Origin of the sequence: Streptomyces diastatochromogenes (assembly GCF_002242805.1) — a bacterium.
Taxonomy (GTDB): Bacteria; Actinomycetota; Actinomycetes; order Streptomycetales; family Streptomycetaceae; genus Streptomyces; species Streptomyces diastatochromogenes.
In genome coordinates, this window is sequence record NZ_MCGQ01000029.1 from 169,968 (window position 1) to 183,463 (window position 13,496).

15 protein-coding genes are annotated in these 13,496 nt (G+C 70.7%); 11 read left to right on the top strand and 4 right to left on the bottom strand.

Going from position 1 to position 13,496, the window contains the following annotated elements; translation table 11 throughout:
• Nucleotides 1–117 precede the first annotated feature (117 nt).
• From BEK98_RS51160 to BEK98_RS30835, 11 genes are all read left to right on the top strand, one after another.
• Nucleotides 118–201 (top strand): putative leader peptide, encoded by an 84-nt coding sequence (locus BEK98_RS51160; protein ID WP_309486338.1) that lies wholly within the window; start codon nt 118–120, stop codon nt 199–201.
• Between the two features lie 124 nt (nt 202–325).
• Nucleotides 326–2,023 (top strand): nitrite/sulfite reductase, encoded by a 1,698-nt coding sequence (locus BEK98_RS30785; protein ID WP_094219984.1) that lies wholly within the window; start codon nt 326–328, stop codon nt 2,021–2,023.
• Nucleotides 2,020–2,202, top strand: coding sequence for a hypothetical protein (locus tag BEK98_RS50240; RefSeq protein WP_094219985.1), 183 nt, complete (start codon nt 2,020–2,022; stop codon nt 2,200–2,202). The genes BEK98_RS30785 and BEK98_RS50240 overlap by 4 nt, the downstream gene beginning before the upstream one ends.
• Complete coding sequence (locus BEK98_RS30795; RefSeq protein WP_094219986.1) at nt 2,199–2,909, top strand: phosphoadenylyl-sulfate reductase; 711 nt, start codon at nt 2,199–2,201, stop codon at nt 2,907–2,909. Before BEK98_RS50240 ends, BEK98_RS30795 begins: the two co-directional genes overlap by 4 nt.
• Entirely contained in the window at nt 2,906–3,541 is a 636-nt protein-coding gene (gene cysC, locus BEK98_RS30800; protein WP_244202070.1) for an adenylyl-sulfate kinase, read from the top strand. Before BEK98_RS30795 ends, cysC begins: the two co-directional genes overlap by 4 nt.
• Entirely contained in the window at nt 3,538–4,473 is a 936-nt protein-coding gene (gene cysD, locus BEK98_RS30805; RefSeq protein WP_094219988.1) for a sulfate adenylyltransferase subunit CysD, read from the top strand. Before cysC ends, cysD begins: the two co-directional genes overlap by 4 nt.
• Nucleotides 4,474–4,475: 2 nt before the next feature.
• The gene (locus BEK98_RS30810; RefSeq protein ID WP_094219989.1) at nt 4,476–5,810 is read left to right on the top strand and encodes a sulfate adenylyltransferase subunit 1; all 1,335 of its coding nucleotides are present in this window, start codon (nt 4,476–4,478) and stop codon (nt 5,808–5,810) included.
• Between the two features lie 273 nt (nt 5,811–6,083).
• The gene (locus BEK98_RS30820; protein ID WP_094219991.1) at nt 6,084–7,181 is read left to right on the top strand and encodes an aliphatic sulfonate ABC transporter substrate-binding protein; all 1,098 of its coding nucleotides are present in this window, start codon (nt 6,084–6,086) and stop codon (nt 7,179–7,181) included.
• A gap of 35 nt (nt 7,182–7,216) precedes the next feature.
• Nucleotides 7,217–7,996 (top strand): ABC transporter ATP-binding protein, encoded by a 780-nt coding sequence (locus tag BEK98_RS30825; RefSeq protein ID WP_094219992.1) that lies wholly within the window; start codon nt 7,217–7,219, stop codon nt 7,994–7,996.
• Nucleotides 7,983–8,861 (top strand): ABC transporter permease, encoded by an 879-nt coding sequence (locus BEK98_RS30830; RefSeq protein WP_094219993.1) that lies wholly within the window; start codon nt 7,983–7,985, stop codon nt 8,859–8,861. Before BEK98_RS30825 ends, BEK98_RS30830 begins: the two co-directional genes overlap by 14 nt.
• Before the next feature lie 6 nt (nt 8,862–8,867).
• Complete coding sequence (locus tag BEK98_RS30835; RefSeq protein WP_094219994.1) at nt 8,868–9,617, top strand: sirohydrochlorin chelatase; 750 nt, start codon at nt 8,868–8,870, stop codon at nt 9,615–9,617.
• A gap of 528 nt (nt 9,618–10,145) precedes the next feature.
• On the opposite strand, the gene BEK98_RS30845 is transcribed toward BEK98_RS30835, so the two are convergent.
• From BEK98_RS30845 to BEK98_RS30860, 4 genes are all read right to left on the bottom strand, one after another.
• The gene (locus BEK98_RS30845; protein ID WP_143684187.1) at nt 10,146–10,520 is read right to left on the bottom strand and encodes a hypothetical protein; all 375 of its coding nucleotides are present in this window, start codon (nt 10,518–10,520) and stop codon (nt 10,146–10,148) included.
• 224 nt (nt 10,521–10,744) lie between these two features.
• Nucleotides 10,745–11,386, bottom strand: a complete 642-nt coding sequence (locus tag BEK98_RS30850; protein ID WP_094219996.1) for a mycothiol-dependent nitroreductase Rv2466c family protein — start codon at nt 11,384–11,386, stop codon at nt 10,745–10,747.
• 55 nt (nt 11,387–11,441) lie between these two features.
• The gene (locus BEK98_RS30855; RefSeq protein ID WP_094220038.1) at nt 11,442–12,347 is read right to left on the bottom strand and encodes a sigma-70 family RNA polymerase sigma factor; all 906 of its coding nucleotides are present in this window, start codon (nt 12,345–12,347) and stop codon (nt 11,442–11,444) included.
• 109 nt (nt 12,348–12,456) lie between these two features.
• A complete protein-coding gene (locus tag BEK98_RS30860; protein ID WP_094219997.1) occupies nt 12,457–13,476 on the bottom strand; it encodes a ketopantoate reductase family protein in 1,020 nt (339 codons plus the stop codon).
• Between the last annotated feature and the right edge of the window lie 20 nt (nt 13,477–13,496).

A 13,496-nucleotide genomic window follows, 5' to 3' on the forward strand; every position in this document is an offset into this window, starting at 1 on the left:
GACGGTTCTGACGCTACGTACGAGACGCACATCACAGTGTCCCGCCATTCGAGACAGCCATGTCCAGTATGCGGATAACAGTGGACTGCCCAGAGATCCCCGTGACACGCTTCCGTCATGTCTGGAACTGGAATTGCCTTGGTGAGTCGGCGGCACGTCGACCTCGGCCGCATGTCCAGCGCCATCTGTCCGGCGAGCTGACCGCCCCAGCACCGCCGACCTCCCCGTACTTGATCCCTGCTGCGCAAGGACGCGCACGCATGCCCGCGTGCGCGCGTATGCGCAGGTCAGAGCCGCTTACCGCCTGTCCGAAGGACGTAGAACCATGGCCGCCACCCCGCAGAACCCAGCCGCGTCCGCGCCCCGCCGCAAGGTGAGTCGTCACCGCGGTGAGGGTCAGTGGGCCGCGGGGCACTTCACCCCGCTCAACGGCAACGAGCAGTTCAAGAAGGACGACGACGGTCTCAATGTGCGGACACGCATTGAGACGATCTACTCCAAGCGCGGCTTCGACTCCATCGACCCCAACGACCTGCGCGGGCGGATGCGCTGGTGGGGGCTGTACACCCAGCGTCGGCCCGGGATCGACGGCGGCAAGACCGCGATCCTGGAGCCGGAGGAGCTGGACGACGAGTACTTCATGCTGCGGGTGCGGATCGACGGCGGGCGGCTGTCGACGCAGCAGCTGCGGGTGGTCGGCGAGATCTCGCAGGAGTTCGCGCGCGGCACCGCGGACATCACCGACCGGCAGAACGTGCAGTTCCACTGGATCCGCATCGAGGACGTCCCGGAGATCTGGGAGCGCCTGGAGGCCGTCGGCCTGTCCACCACCGAGGCCTGCGGTGACACGCCCCGCGTGATCCTTGGCTCCCCGGTCGCCGGCATCGCCGCGGACGAGATCATCGACGGCACCCCGGCCGTCGAGGAGATCCACCGCCGGATCGTCGGCAACCCGGCCTTCTCGAACCTGCCCCGCAAGTTCAAGTCCGCGGTCTCCGGCTCGCCGCTGCTGGACGTGGCGCACGAGATCAACGACATCGCGTTCGTCGGCGTGGTCCACCCCGAGCACGGCCCCGGCTTCGACCTGTGGGTCGGCGGCGGCCTGTCCACCAACCCGAAGATCGGTGTGCGGCTCGGCGCCTGGGTGCCGCTGGACGAGGTCCCGGACGTCTACGAGGGCGTCATCTCGATCTTCCGCGACTACGGCTACCGGCGCCTGCGCACCCGTGCCCGGCTGAAGTTCCTGGTCGCCGACTGGGGTGCGGAGAAGTTCCGGCAGGTGCTGGAGGACGAGTACCTGAAGCGCACGCTGGTCGACGGTCCGGCGCCCGCGCAGCCCGTTGCGCGCTGGCGCGACCACGTCGGTGTGCACCAGCAGCAGGACGGGCGTTTCTACGTCGGGTTCGCGCCGCGCGTCGGCCGGGTCGACGGCACCCTGCTGACCAAGATCGCCGACCTCGCCGAGGCGCACGGCTCGGGCCGGGTCCGTACCACCGTCGAGCAGAAGATGATCGTGCTGGACGTCGAGGAGGCGCAGGTCGAGTCCCTGGTGGCCGGTCTCGAGGCCCTGGACCTGAGCGTCAGCCCGTCGCCGTTCCGGCGCGGCACGATGGCCTGCACCGGCATCGAGTTCTGCAAGCTCGCCATCGTGGAGACGAAGGCGCGCGGCATCTCGCTGATCGACGAACTCGAGCGCCGCCTCCCGGAGTTCGACGAGCCGCTCACCATCAACATCAACGGCTGCCCGAACGCCTGCGCCCGTATCCAGGTGGCGGACATCGGTCTCAAGGGGCAGCTGGTCGTCGACGACAAGGGCGAGCAGGTCGAGGGCTTCCAGGTGCACCTCGGTGGCGCGCTGGGCCTGGAGGCCGGCTTCGGCCGCAAGGTCCGCGGTCTGAAGGTCACCTCGGAGGAGCTGCCCGACTACGTCGAGCGCGTCCTGAAGCGCTACCAGGCGGAGCGCGAGGACGGCGAGCGGTTCGCCACCTGGGCTGCGCGCGCTTCGGAAGAGGCCCTGTCATGAGCGAGCGGGCCGCACCTTTCTACTGCCCCTACTGCGGTGACGAGGACCTGCGTCCGAGCGAGCAGGGTCATGGCGCCTGGGAATGCGGGTCGTGCAACCGCGCATTCCAGCTGAAGTTCCTCGGGCTGCTCGCCCGGGGGCTTCAGCGAGCCGACAACGGAGGGGATGACCGGATATGACGACGGCTCAGGAACAGCGTACGACCGAGGAGTTGAAGCAGCTCGCCGAGCAGGCGGGCCGGGACCTGGAGGACGCCTCCGCCCTGGAGATCCTCCAGTGGGCGGTGGACACCTTCGGCAAGCGGTTCTGCGTCACCTCCTCCATGGAGGACGCGGTGGTCGCCCATCTGGCCTCCCGCGTGCTGAAGGGTGTGGACGTCGTCTTCCTCGACACCGGCTACCACTTCCCGGAGACCATCGGCACCCGGGACGCCGTCGAGGCCGTGATGGACGTCAACGTCATCACCCTCACGCCGAAGCAGACGGTCGCCGAGCAGGACGCCCAGTACGGCCCGAAGCTGCACGACCGCGACCCCGACCTGTGCTGCGCGTTGCGCAAGGTCCAGCCGCTCGAAGAGGGGCTGAAGGGCTACCAGGCGTGGGCGACCGGCCTGCGCCGCGACGAGTCCCCGACCCGGGCGAACACCCCGGTGGTCGACTGGGACGAGAAGCGGCAGAAGGTCAAGATCTCCCCGATCGCCCGCTGGACCCAGGACGACGTGGACGCCTACGTCACCGAGCACGGCGTCCTGACCAACCCGTTGCTGATGGACGGCTACGCCTCCGTCGGGTGCGCCCCGTGCACCCGCAGGGTCCTGGAGGGCGAGGACGCGCGCGCCGGCCGCTGGGCGGGCCGGGCCAAGACCGAGTGCGGGCTGCACGGATGACGGCGCCCACAGCTACCCACACCTCGCCCACAGTTCCGGCTGTTACTGCTCTTACCGCTGTTACCGAAGCGACCACTGCGACCCAGGAGAACCACGTGACCACCGGAGCCACCGTCTGGCTCACGGGTCTGCCGAGCGCCGGCAAGACCACCATCGCGTACGAGCTGGCCGGCCGGCTGCGTGCCGAGGGCCACCGTGTCGAGGTGCTCGACGGCGACGAGATCCGCGAGTTCATCTCGGCGGGCCTCGGCTTCAGCCGCGAGGACCGGCACACCAACGTGCAGCGCATCGGCTTCGTCGCCGAGCTGCTGGCCCGTAACGGCGTCAAGGCGCTCGTCCCGGTGATCGCGCCGTACGCGGACAGCCGCGAGGCGGTGCGGGGGCGGCACGCGCAGAACGGGACGTCGTACCTGGAGATCCATGTGGCGACCCCGGTCGAGGTGTGCTCGGTGCGGGACGTGAAGGGGCTGTACGCCAAGCAGGCCGCGGGCGAACTGTCGGGGCTGACGGGGGTCGACGACCCCTACGAGGAGCCCGAGACGCCCGATCTGCGGATCGAGTCGCAGCACCAGACCGTGCAGGAGTCCGCGGCCGCGGTCCACGCGCTGCTCACCGAAAGGGGACTGGCATGACGACCGTCGCCACGGTCGAGGAGGGTACGGCCAACCCGTACGCCCTCTCCCACCTGGACGCCCTCGAGTCCGAGGCGGTGCACATCTTCCGCGAGGTGGCGGGCGAGTTCGAGAACCCGGTGATCCTTTTCTCCGGTGGCAAGGACTCCATCGTCATGCTGCACCTCGCGCTGAAGGCGTTCGCCCCGGCCGCGGTCCCCTTCTCGCTGCTCCATGTGGACACGGGACACAACTTCCCCGAGGTGCTGGAGTACCGGGACCGTGTGGTCGCCGCACATGGGCTGCGCCTCCATGTGGCCTCCGTACAGGACTACATCGACCGCGGTGTGCTGAAGGAACGTGCCGACGGCACCCGCAACCCGCTGCAGACGCTCCCGCTGACGGAGAAGATCCAGAGCGAGAAGTTCGACGCGGTCTTCGGCGGCGGCCGGCGCGACGAGGAGAAGGCCCGGGCCAAGGAGCGCGTCTTCTCGCTGCGGGACGAGTTCTCCCAGTGGGACCCGCGCCGCCAGCGGCCCGAGCTGTGGAACCTGTACAACGGCCGGCACGCTCCCGGCGAGCACGTCCGGGTCTTCCCGCTGTCCAACTGGACCGAGCTGGACGTCTGGCAGTACATCACCCGCGAGGGCATCGAGCTGCCGGAGATCTACTTCGCGCACGAGCGCGAGGTGTTCCAGCGGGCCGGCATGTGGCTGACGGCGGGCGAGTGGGGCGGCCCGAAGGAGTCCGAGACCGTCGAGAAGCGCCTGGTCCGCTACCGGACCGTCGGTGACATGTCCTGCACGGGCGCCGTCGACTCCGACGCGACCACGCTGGACGCCGTCATCGCCGAGATCGCCGCCTCCCGGCTCACCGAGCGCGGCGCCACCCGCGCCGACGACAAGCTCTCCGAGGCCGCGATGGAAGACCGTAAGCGCGAGGGGTACTTCTAAGCATGAGCACGACCACGACCGAGGCGCTCTCGGCCACCACCCTGCTGCGGTTCGCCACCGCCGGCTCCGTCGACGACGGCAAGTCCACGCTCGTCGGACGGCTGCTGCACGACTCCAAGTCGGTCCTCGTCGACCAGCTGGAGGCCGTGGAGCGCGCCTCGGCCAGCCGCGGCCAGGACGCCCCCGACCTCGCGCTGCTCACCGACGGCCTGCGCGCCGAGCGCGAGCAGGGCATCACCATCGACGTGGCGTACCGCTACTTCGCGACGCCCCGCCGCCGGTTCATCCTCGCCGACACCCCGGGCCATGTGCAGTACACCCGCAACATGGTCACCGGCGCCTCGACGGCCGAGCTGACGGTGGTCCTGGTCGACGCCCGCAACGGCGTGGTCGAGCAGACCCGCCGGCACGCGGCGATCGCCGCGCTGCTGCGCGTGCCGCACGTGGTCCTCGCGGTCAACAAGATGGACCTGGTCGAGTACCAGGAGTCCGTGTTCGCCGCGATCGCCGAGGAGTTCACGGCGTACGCGACCGAGCTGGGCGTCCCCGAGGTCACCGCGATCCCGATCTCGGCGCTCGCCGGCGACAACGTGGTGGAGCCGTCCGCCAACATGGACTGGTACGGCGGCCCGACCGTCCTGGAGCACCTGGAGACCGTCCCGGTCAGCCACGACCTGGCGCACTGCCACGCCCGGCTGCCCGTGCAGTACGTGATCCGTCCGCAGACCGCCGAGCACCCGGACTACCGGGGCTACGCGGGCCAGATCGCGGCGGGTACCTTCCGGGTCGGCGACCCGGTCACGATCCTGCCCTCCGGTCGTACGACGACGATCTCCGGCATCGACCTGCTCGGCGAGCCGGTCGACGTGGCCTGGACGACGCAGTCGGTGACCGTCCTGCTGACGGACGACATCGACGTGTCGCGCGGCGACCTGATCGTGCCGACCAAGGACGCGCCGGCCACCACGCAGGACGTGGAGGCCACCGTCTGCCACGTCGCCGACCAGCCGCTGACCGTCGGCCACCGGGTGCTGCTCAAGCACGGCACCCGCACGGTCAAGGCGATCGTCAAGGACATCCCGTCCCGTCTCACGCTCGACGACCTGTCCCTGCACCCGCACCCGGGACAGCTCATCGCCAACGACATCGGCCGCGTGAAGATCCGCACCGCGGAGCCGCTGCCGGTGGACTCGTACGCCGACTCGCGGCGCACGGGCTCGTTCATCCTGATCGACCCGAACGACGGCACCACGCTCACCGCGGGCATGGTCGGCGAGTCGTTCGCCTCCCCGGAGCCGGTCAAGGACGAGGCCGAGAACGACGGGTGGGACTTCTGACATGAACCCGTACGACTTCTACTCCACGTTCGCGAAGGAGGGCGGCCGCGTCGGCAGCGGCGACCTCGGCAGCGGGCAGGGCGGAGTGGCGCGATGTGTGCGTTGACGTACGCGCACTGCCTGCGCGCCCTCACCCCCCACCGCCGTAAACGAAGACCTGCCGATCTCCCGGCCACGACCTGAAAGACCGTGACCGCCGGGCCAACGAGAGGAACACCTCCCGTGCCTGCCAACCTCCCCCTTTCTCGACTTCGCTCGAATGGGGGCGCCCCCATGACTTTCCTTCGCCGCGGCATAGCCGTGGTCGCCGCACTTCCGCTTCTCACGCTCGCCGCTTGCGGCTACGGGTCCGAGTCCAAGGCCGACAACGCCAAGGAGAAGGTCGCCGCCGGGTCGTCGAAGATCGACGGACTCGACTCCGTCAAGATCGGCTACTTCGGCAACCTGACCCACGGCACCGCCCTCGTCGCCCGTCAGCAGGGCTACTTCCAGAAGCAGCTGGGCGCCACCAAGGCCGCGTACCAGATCTTCAACGCCGGCCCCTCGGAGATCGAGGCCCTCAACTCGAAGTCCATCGACATCGGTTGGATCGGCCCGTCCCCGGCGATCAACGGCTACACCAAGGCCAACGGCACCAACCTGCGCATCATCGGCGGTTCGGCCTCCGGCGGCGTGAAGCTCGTCGTCAACCCGAAGAAGATCAAGTCCCTGAAGGACGTCAAGGGCAAGAAGATCGCGACCCCGCAGCTCGGCAACACCCAGGACGTGGCATTCCTCAACTGGATCGCCGACCAGGGCTGGAAGGTCGACGCGACCACCGGCAAGGGCGATGTGTCGGTGCTCCGCACCGACAACAAGATCACCCCGGACGCCTACGCGTCCGGTGCCATCGACGGCGCCTGGGTGCCGGAGCCGACCGCGTCCAAGCTGGTCGCGGAGGGCGGCAAGGTACTGCTCGACGAGGCGTCGCTGTGGCCGGACAAGAAGTTCGTGATCACGAACATCATCGTGCGGCAGGACTTCCTCAAGCAGCACCCGAAGGCCGTCGAAGCGGTGCTGAAGGCCTCGGTCGAGGCCAACAAGTGGATCAACGCCAACCCGGACCAGGCGAAGGCGGCCGCGAACAAGCAGTTGGAGGCGGACTCCGGCAAGGCGCTTCCGGCGAAGGTCCTGGACCCGGCGTGGCAGTCCATCCAGTTCACCGATGACCCGCTGGCCTCCACCCTCAACACCGAGGCGGAGCACGCGGTCAAGGCCGGTCTGCTGGAGAAGCCCAGCCTGAAGGGCATCTACGACCTCACGCTCCTCAACAAGGTCCTCAAGGCCGGCGGCGCAAGCACGGTCGACGACGCCGGTCTCGGCGCCAGCTGATCCCCGACCCGATGAGTTCCCAGGAGGTGACGACCATGGCCACGACCCTCGCCAAGGCCGCCGAGACCGTGGAGTACGCGGCGCGCCTTGAGCATGTATCGAAGTCCTTCGCGGGACCGGGCGGGCAGCAGCTCGTCCTGGACGACATCAGCCTCGATGTCGCGCCCGGCGAGTTCGTCACCCTCCTGGGGGCCTCGGGCTGCGGCAAGTCCACACTGCTGAACCTGGTGGCGGGACTGGACCGGCCGACCGTCGGTTCGATCGCCACGGACGGCCGCCCGGCCCTGATGTTCCAGGAGCACGCCCTCTTCCCGTGGCTGACCGCGGGCAAGAACATCGAACTCGCCCTCAAGCTCAGGGGAGTTCCGAAGAACGAGCGCCGCGACAAGGCCGAGGAGCTGCTCGAACTCGTCCGGCTGAAGGGCGCGTACGGCAAGCGCGTCCACGAGCTGTCGGGCGGGATGCGGCAGCGCGTGGCGCTGGCCCGGGCGCTCGCCCAGGAGAGCAACCTGCTGCTGATGGACGAGCCGTTCGCGGCGCTGGACGCCATCACGCGTGACGTGCTGCACGACGAGCTGACGCGGATCTGGGCGGAGACCGGCCTGTCCGTCCTCTTCGTCACGCACAACGTGCGCGAGGCGGTACGGCTCGCCCAGCGGGTGATCCTGCTGTCGTCCCGGCCCGGGCGGATCGCGCGCGAGTGGGCGGTGGACATCCCGCAGCCGCGGCGCATCGAGGACGCGCCCGTGGCCGAACTGTCCCTTGAGATCACTGATGTACTGCGTGGGGAGATCCGCCGTCATGGCCAGCACTGAGACGACGTCGGCCCAGGACGCCGGAAGTGTCGAGGCCGGCCTCGACGCCCTGGAGACCACGGCCGCCGGCCGTACGCCGTTCGCGCAGACCTTCAAGAACAAGATCCTGCCGCCCATCATCGCCATCGCCGTGGTGCTGGTGGCCTGGACCCTGCTCTACCCGGTCGTCGACAACCCGTCGAAGCTGCCCTCCCCCAACGACGTATGGGCCGAGGTCGAGGACCAGTGGCTCAAGGGGACCCTCCTCGACTACATCTGGGGCAGCGTCTCCCGCGGTCTGCTCGGCTTCCTGCTGGCGCTGGCCATCGGTACGCCGCTGGGTCTGCTGGTGGCGCGAGTGAGGTTCGTGCGCGCGGCGTTCGGCCCGATCCTCTCCGGTCTGCAGTCGCTGCCCTCGGTCGCCTGGGTCGCGCCCGCGGTGATCTGGCTGGGCCTGGACAACTCGGTGATGTTCACCGTGATCCTGCTCGGCGCCGTTCCCTCGATCGCCAACGGTCTGGTGTCGGGCGTCGACCAGGTGCCCCCGCTGTTCCTGCGCGCGGGCCGCACGCTGGGCGCCACGGGCCTGCGCGGCACCTGGCACATCGTGATGCCGGCGGCGCTGCCCGGCTATGTGGCCGGTCTGAAGCAGGGGTGGGCGTTCTCGTGGCGTTCGCTGATGGCCGCCGAGATCATCGCCCAGTCGCCGGACATGGGTATGGGACTGGGCCAGCTGCTGGAGGTGGGCCGCACGAACAGCAGCATGGCGACGGTCTTCCTCGCCATCCTGCTCATCCTGTTCGTCGGCATCGCCATCGACCTGCTGATCTTCAGCCCGCTGGAGCGGTGGGTGCTGCGCAGCCGCGGCCTGCTGGTGAAGAGCTGAGGTCGCATGCGCACCAAGCCGGTTCGTCCCGTCCTCGTAGTGATCGCCCACGGCAGCCGCGACCCGCGGCACGCGGCGACCGTGCACGCGCTCGTCCGGCGTGTGCGGTCGCTGCGGCCGGGGCTGCGCGTGGAGACCGGCTTCCTGGACTTCACCCTCCCCTCCGTGCACGGGGTGCTGGAGTCCCTGGCGGCGGAGGGCGTGCGTGACGTCGTAGCGCTGCCGCTGCTGCTGACCCGTGCCTTCCACGCGAAGGCCGACATCCCCGCCGTCCTGCGGGACGCCCCGCCCCAGCTCCGCATCCGCCAGGCGGACGTGCTCGGCCCGTCCCCGCTCCTGCTGGCGGCGCTGGAACGACGGCTGTACGAGGCGGGGCTGACGCCCGCCGACAAGTCCTCGACCGGGGTCGTGCTGGCCTCGGCGGGGTCCAGTGACCCGGAGGCGATCGCGGTGATCGCAGACATCGCGCGGGAGTGGTGGCACACCGGTTGGTGCGCCGTGCGGCCCGCGTTCGCCTCCGCATCCCTTCCCCGCACCGAGGACGCGGTACGGGAGTTGCGCGCCCTCGGCTGCGAGCGGGTGGCGGTCGCGCCGTACGTGCTGGCCCCCGGCTTCCTGCCGGACCGCATCGCGCGCGGCGCGGCCGAGGCGGACGTCCTGGCGGACGTGCTGGGCCCGGCGCCGGAGGTGGCACGGGTGCTGCTGGAGCGGTACGACGAGGCGCGCCTGCCGGTGCCGGCGGCGCTCGGCGCCTGACGGCCGCGTCGCGCCCCCGGCTGGGGCCGTGGGTCGGGCCCGGTCAGACCGTGCCGCTCAGGCCGGGCCTGGAACCGGACCTCGGTGACCGGGTCCGGGCGGTGCTGCACGCCAGGTGAGCGGCGGACGGGGCCCCGTGTCGGCGGCGGGGCCCCGTCTGCTCACAGGCCAAGTACCTGCATGAACTGCTGGGTGAACGCGAGGCTGCCGGTGCCGGCCGAGGCGCCGATGCTGATGGCCTCCAGGGCGGAGCGGATACGGCCGCGGTTCGGCGGCCCACCGTCCTCGAGGGCTCCATCAGCGCGCCCCGGATGGTCTCTCCGTGGCGCACGAGGCCCGGGTACTCGGCGCGCAGTGCTTCCATCAGCCCGTCCGAGAGCCGGACGAGGCCCTCCGAGGCCGGTGCGTAGGGGTCGATCGTGCCACGGCCGAGATCGCCGATGCCGGCGGGACCGTTGAAGTTCCCGTAGTTGTATGTGCTCATCTTCCTGTCCTGACTCCTGCTCAGTGAGGGCCGGCGGGCTGAGGTCACGGCCCGGGCATGGCGATCGTGCCGTTGATGCCGAAGATGCTGGGACCGCTGACGTTACCGATGTTGCAGCCCGCGCCCGGGGCCTGCGCGACGTTGGCGCGTTTCAGCTCGTTCAGCCGGTCCTCCGCCGCGGCCTCCACGTGCGGCGCTGCACGGCCGAGGTCGGTCCGGGTGGTCGCGTGGGCGCGGAGTGGGCCGAAAATCGCCACCCATCCGAGTGATCCGTACCCGTTGACCAAGGCCCGCCCTCCCACCGGAACGGCGAGCGGCACGATCATCGCGAGGCACGCCGAGCGGCGGTCGGGGGCCATGAGGCCGATGCCGGGGCCGTACCGCGGCAGCGCCGGTAATGGCCTCGCCGTCACACTCATCCGTCCCCCTCGGCCGTTCCGCGCGCTTCACCCTAGGGACAACCCGCGGGGTTTGTCGCGGGGTTCCGAGGAGCCGGGCCGCCGCGGTCCGGCACTCCCCTGTGACGTCGGACCGCGGTCGGCTCTTCGTTCTGCGTCAGCTCCTGCGGATGTGTCACCGGCAAGGGGAATCCATCACACCGGAGGGATGTTTATCAGCCAACCTTCCCTCGGCGCCGAGAAGTTCAGTCGAAGCGAAGGGCTCCCGTGCGGGTGCGCTTGAGTTCGAAGAAGTCGGGATGGCGGGCCAGCACCCGGAAGCTGTCGAAGAGTTCGGCCGCCTCGGCGCCGCGCGGGATCGCTCGCAGGACGGGGCCGAACCACACCGTGCCGTCGACATGGATCGTGGGCGTGCCCACATAGCCGCCCGACTCTTCTTCGGCGCCCGCCGTGTGGCTGCGGCGCACCGCGTCGTCGTAGGACGGGTCGTGCGCCGCAGCCAACAGCTCGGCGGGGAGCCCGAGTTCGGCCAGGGACTCGGCGATCACCGCGTCGAAGTCCTTGATCTCCCGCTCGTGGATCCGGGTGCCGAACGCGGTGTACAGGTCGCGCAGCACCTTCTCGCCGTGCTGTTCGGCGGCGGCCACGGCGACCCGGACCGGGCCGATCGAGCGGTCGACCAAGTCGCGGTACCAGTCGGGGAGTTCATTTCCGATGTTGTGCAGATACAGGCTCATGGCGTGGAAGCGGAGGTCGAGCGGACGGGTGCGCTCGACCTCCAGCAGCCAGCGGGAGGTGATCCAGGCGAACGGGCAGGCGGGGTCGAAGTAGAAGTCGACTCGGGTCGGGTCGGGGTGTGTCGTACGGCTGTGCTCGGTAGGCGTCATGGCGCCGACGCTAGTCCGCCAATGGTGCAGAATCCCGACCCAATCCACCCCTCTTTCAGTGGTCCACTTCTGGCTCCCCCGGCGCGGCGGCGATCTCGATCTCCCGCAGGCGTTCCGGCTCGGCGACGACCTCGATCCGGGTGATCCGGCCGCCGTCGTCGAACGTGAAGGCCAGGACCACACGGAGCCGCCCGTACGGCGCCATGACCAGGCCGAACCGGCCGTCCAGCAGGGCGACACCGGTGAACTGGGCCCGGGCCACGGCGGCCATGGCGCCCTGGGCGACGGGCTCGGCGCCGCGGACCGTGATCGGTCCGGGGGTGGGGACGACCCGGGCGTCGGCGTGCAGCACCACGTCCGGGGCGAGCAGGGCGACCAGGGCCGCGAAGTCTCCGCCCCGGGTCGCGGCCAGGAAGGCCTCGACGGCCTCCCTACGGCGGCCCGCGTCGGCGGTGGGCGCGGGGGCCCGGCCCCGGACCCGGCGGCGGGCCCGGCTGGCCAGCTGCCGGGTGGCGGCCGTGGTCTTCTCCAGCAGCGGGGCGATGTCGTCGAAGGGCACGGCGAACAGGTCGTGCAGGACGAAGGCGACCCGCTCGGCGGGGGCCAGGGTGTCCAGGACGACGAGCAGGGCGACGCCGACCTCGTCGGCCAGCAGCGCCTCGCGCGCCGGGTCGCCCGCCGCGCCGCCGAGGGCCGTGTCCGGCTCGTGGGCGTCGAGGGGGTCCTCCCGCCGGTTCCGGCGCGTGCGCAGCTGGTTGAGGCACACCCGGGTCACCACCGTGGTCAGCCAGCCGGTGAGGTTCTCGACCTCGCCGATGTCGGCCTGCTGGGCCCGCAGCCAGGCGTCCTGCAGCGCGTCGTCCGCCTCGGCGGCCGAACCGAGCAACCGGTACGCGACCGCCGCGAGATGCGCCCGGTCCGCCTCGAACCGCGCCGCAAGCCGTGCGCTGTCCCCTGTGATGCCGTCCACCGTGCCCCCGTCACTTCCCTCACGCCCGCGCACCGCGAGCCCCCGGCACACGAAACGCCAACCCGGCCGGAAGATCAACCGCCTTTGCGCGGTCAGCCGTTCACCGGTCGGCCGCCCCCACCGCCTCCTCGGCCAGTCGCAGCAGTTCCGCGATCGGCAGGGAGCCCGCCGGCCGGTGTTCGCGGGCGAAACGGTTGGCGAGGCGCTGCAGCAGTTCGTTCAGCGGGGTCGGTGTGCCGTGCAGGCGGCCGAGGAGGACGATCTCGCCGTTGAGGTGGTCCGCCTCGATGGTGCCGGTGCCGCGGACGAGGGACTGCCAGGAGGAGCCGCCACCGCGCGGTGACCCGTCGAGCGGGACCAGGGTGACCTTGTCCGCGCGTGCCTCCTTCTGTTCCTGGGCGCTCGCGTACGCGATGCCGGCGGCGTCGAGCACGGCCTCCCCCTCGGCCCGCACGCTCGCGTACAGGGCCATGGCCTGCTCGCTGTCGACAGGCCCGCTCACGGCTTCCAGAGCGTTGCCGAGGTTGCCGAGCAGCTTGGCGTACTGCCAGCGGGCCACGTCCGGCACGACCGGCGCCTCGAAGCGGGCGGCCGCCAGGTCGGCGGCGATGCGCCGGGCGGTGTCGTCGGCGCCGTGCGGGTACCGGCCCAGGTGCAGGATGCCGGTGAGCGGGGTGCCGGCGGCGGAGACGACGCCGGGTTCCACGAAGGTCGACGGCAGCCAGACACAGACGCCGTACACCTGCCGGAAGCGGCGTAGCGCCAGCCGCTGGCCCTCCACCCCGTTCTGCAGACAGACGAGCGGCAGCCGCTCGGCCGCCGTACCCCCGCCCGCCACCGGCGCCTCGCCCCAGGCTTCCAGGGCGGCCACCGTGTCCTGAGTCTTCACGGCCAGCAGCAGGACGTCGTCGGCGCGCAACTCGCCGAGCGGGTCGGGTCCCTCGACGGCGGGCAGCCGGTACGTCGACTCGCCCTCCGGCACCCGCAGCTTCAGCCCCCGCTCGGCGAGTGCCGCCAGGTGCTGCCCACGGGCGACGAGTACGACCTCACGCCCGGCCTGGGCCAGCCGCCCGCCGACGGTGCCGCCGACCGCCCCTGCCCCGATGATGATGTAGCGCATGGCGCAGAGCCTCGCACACC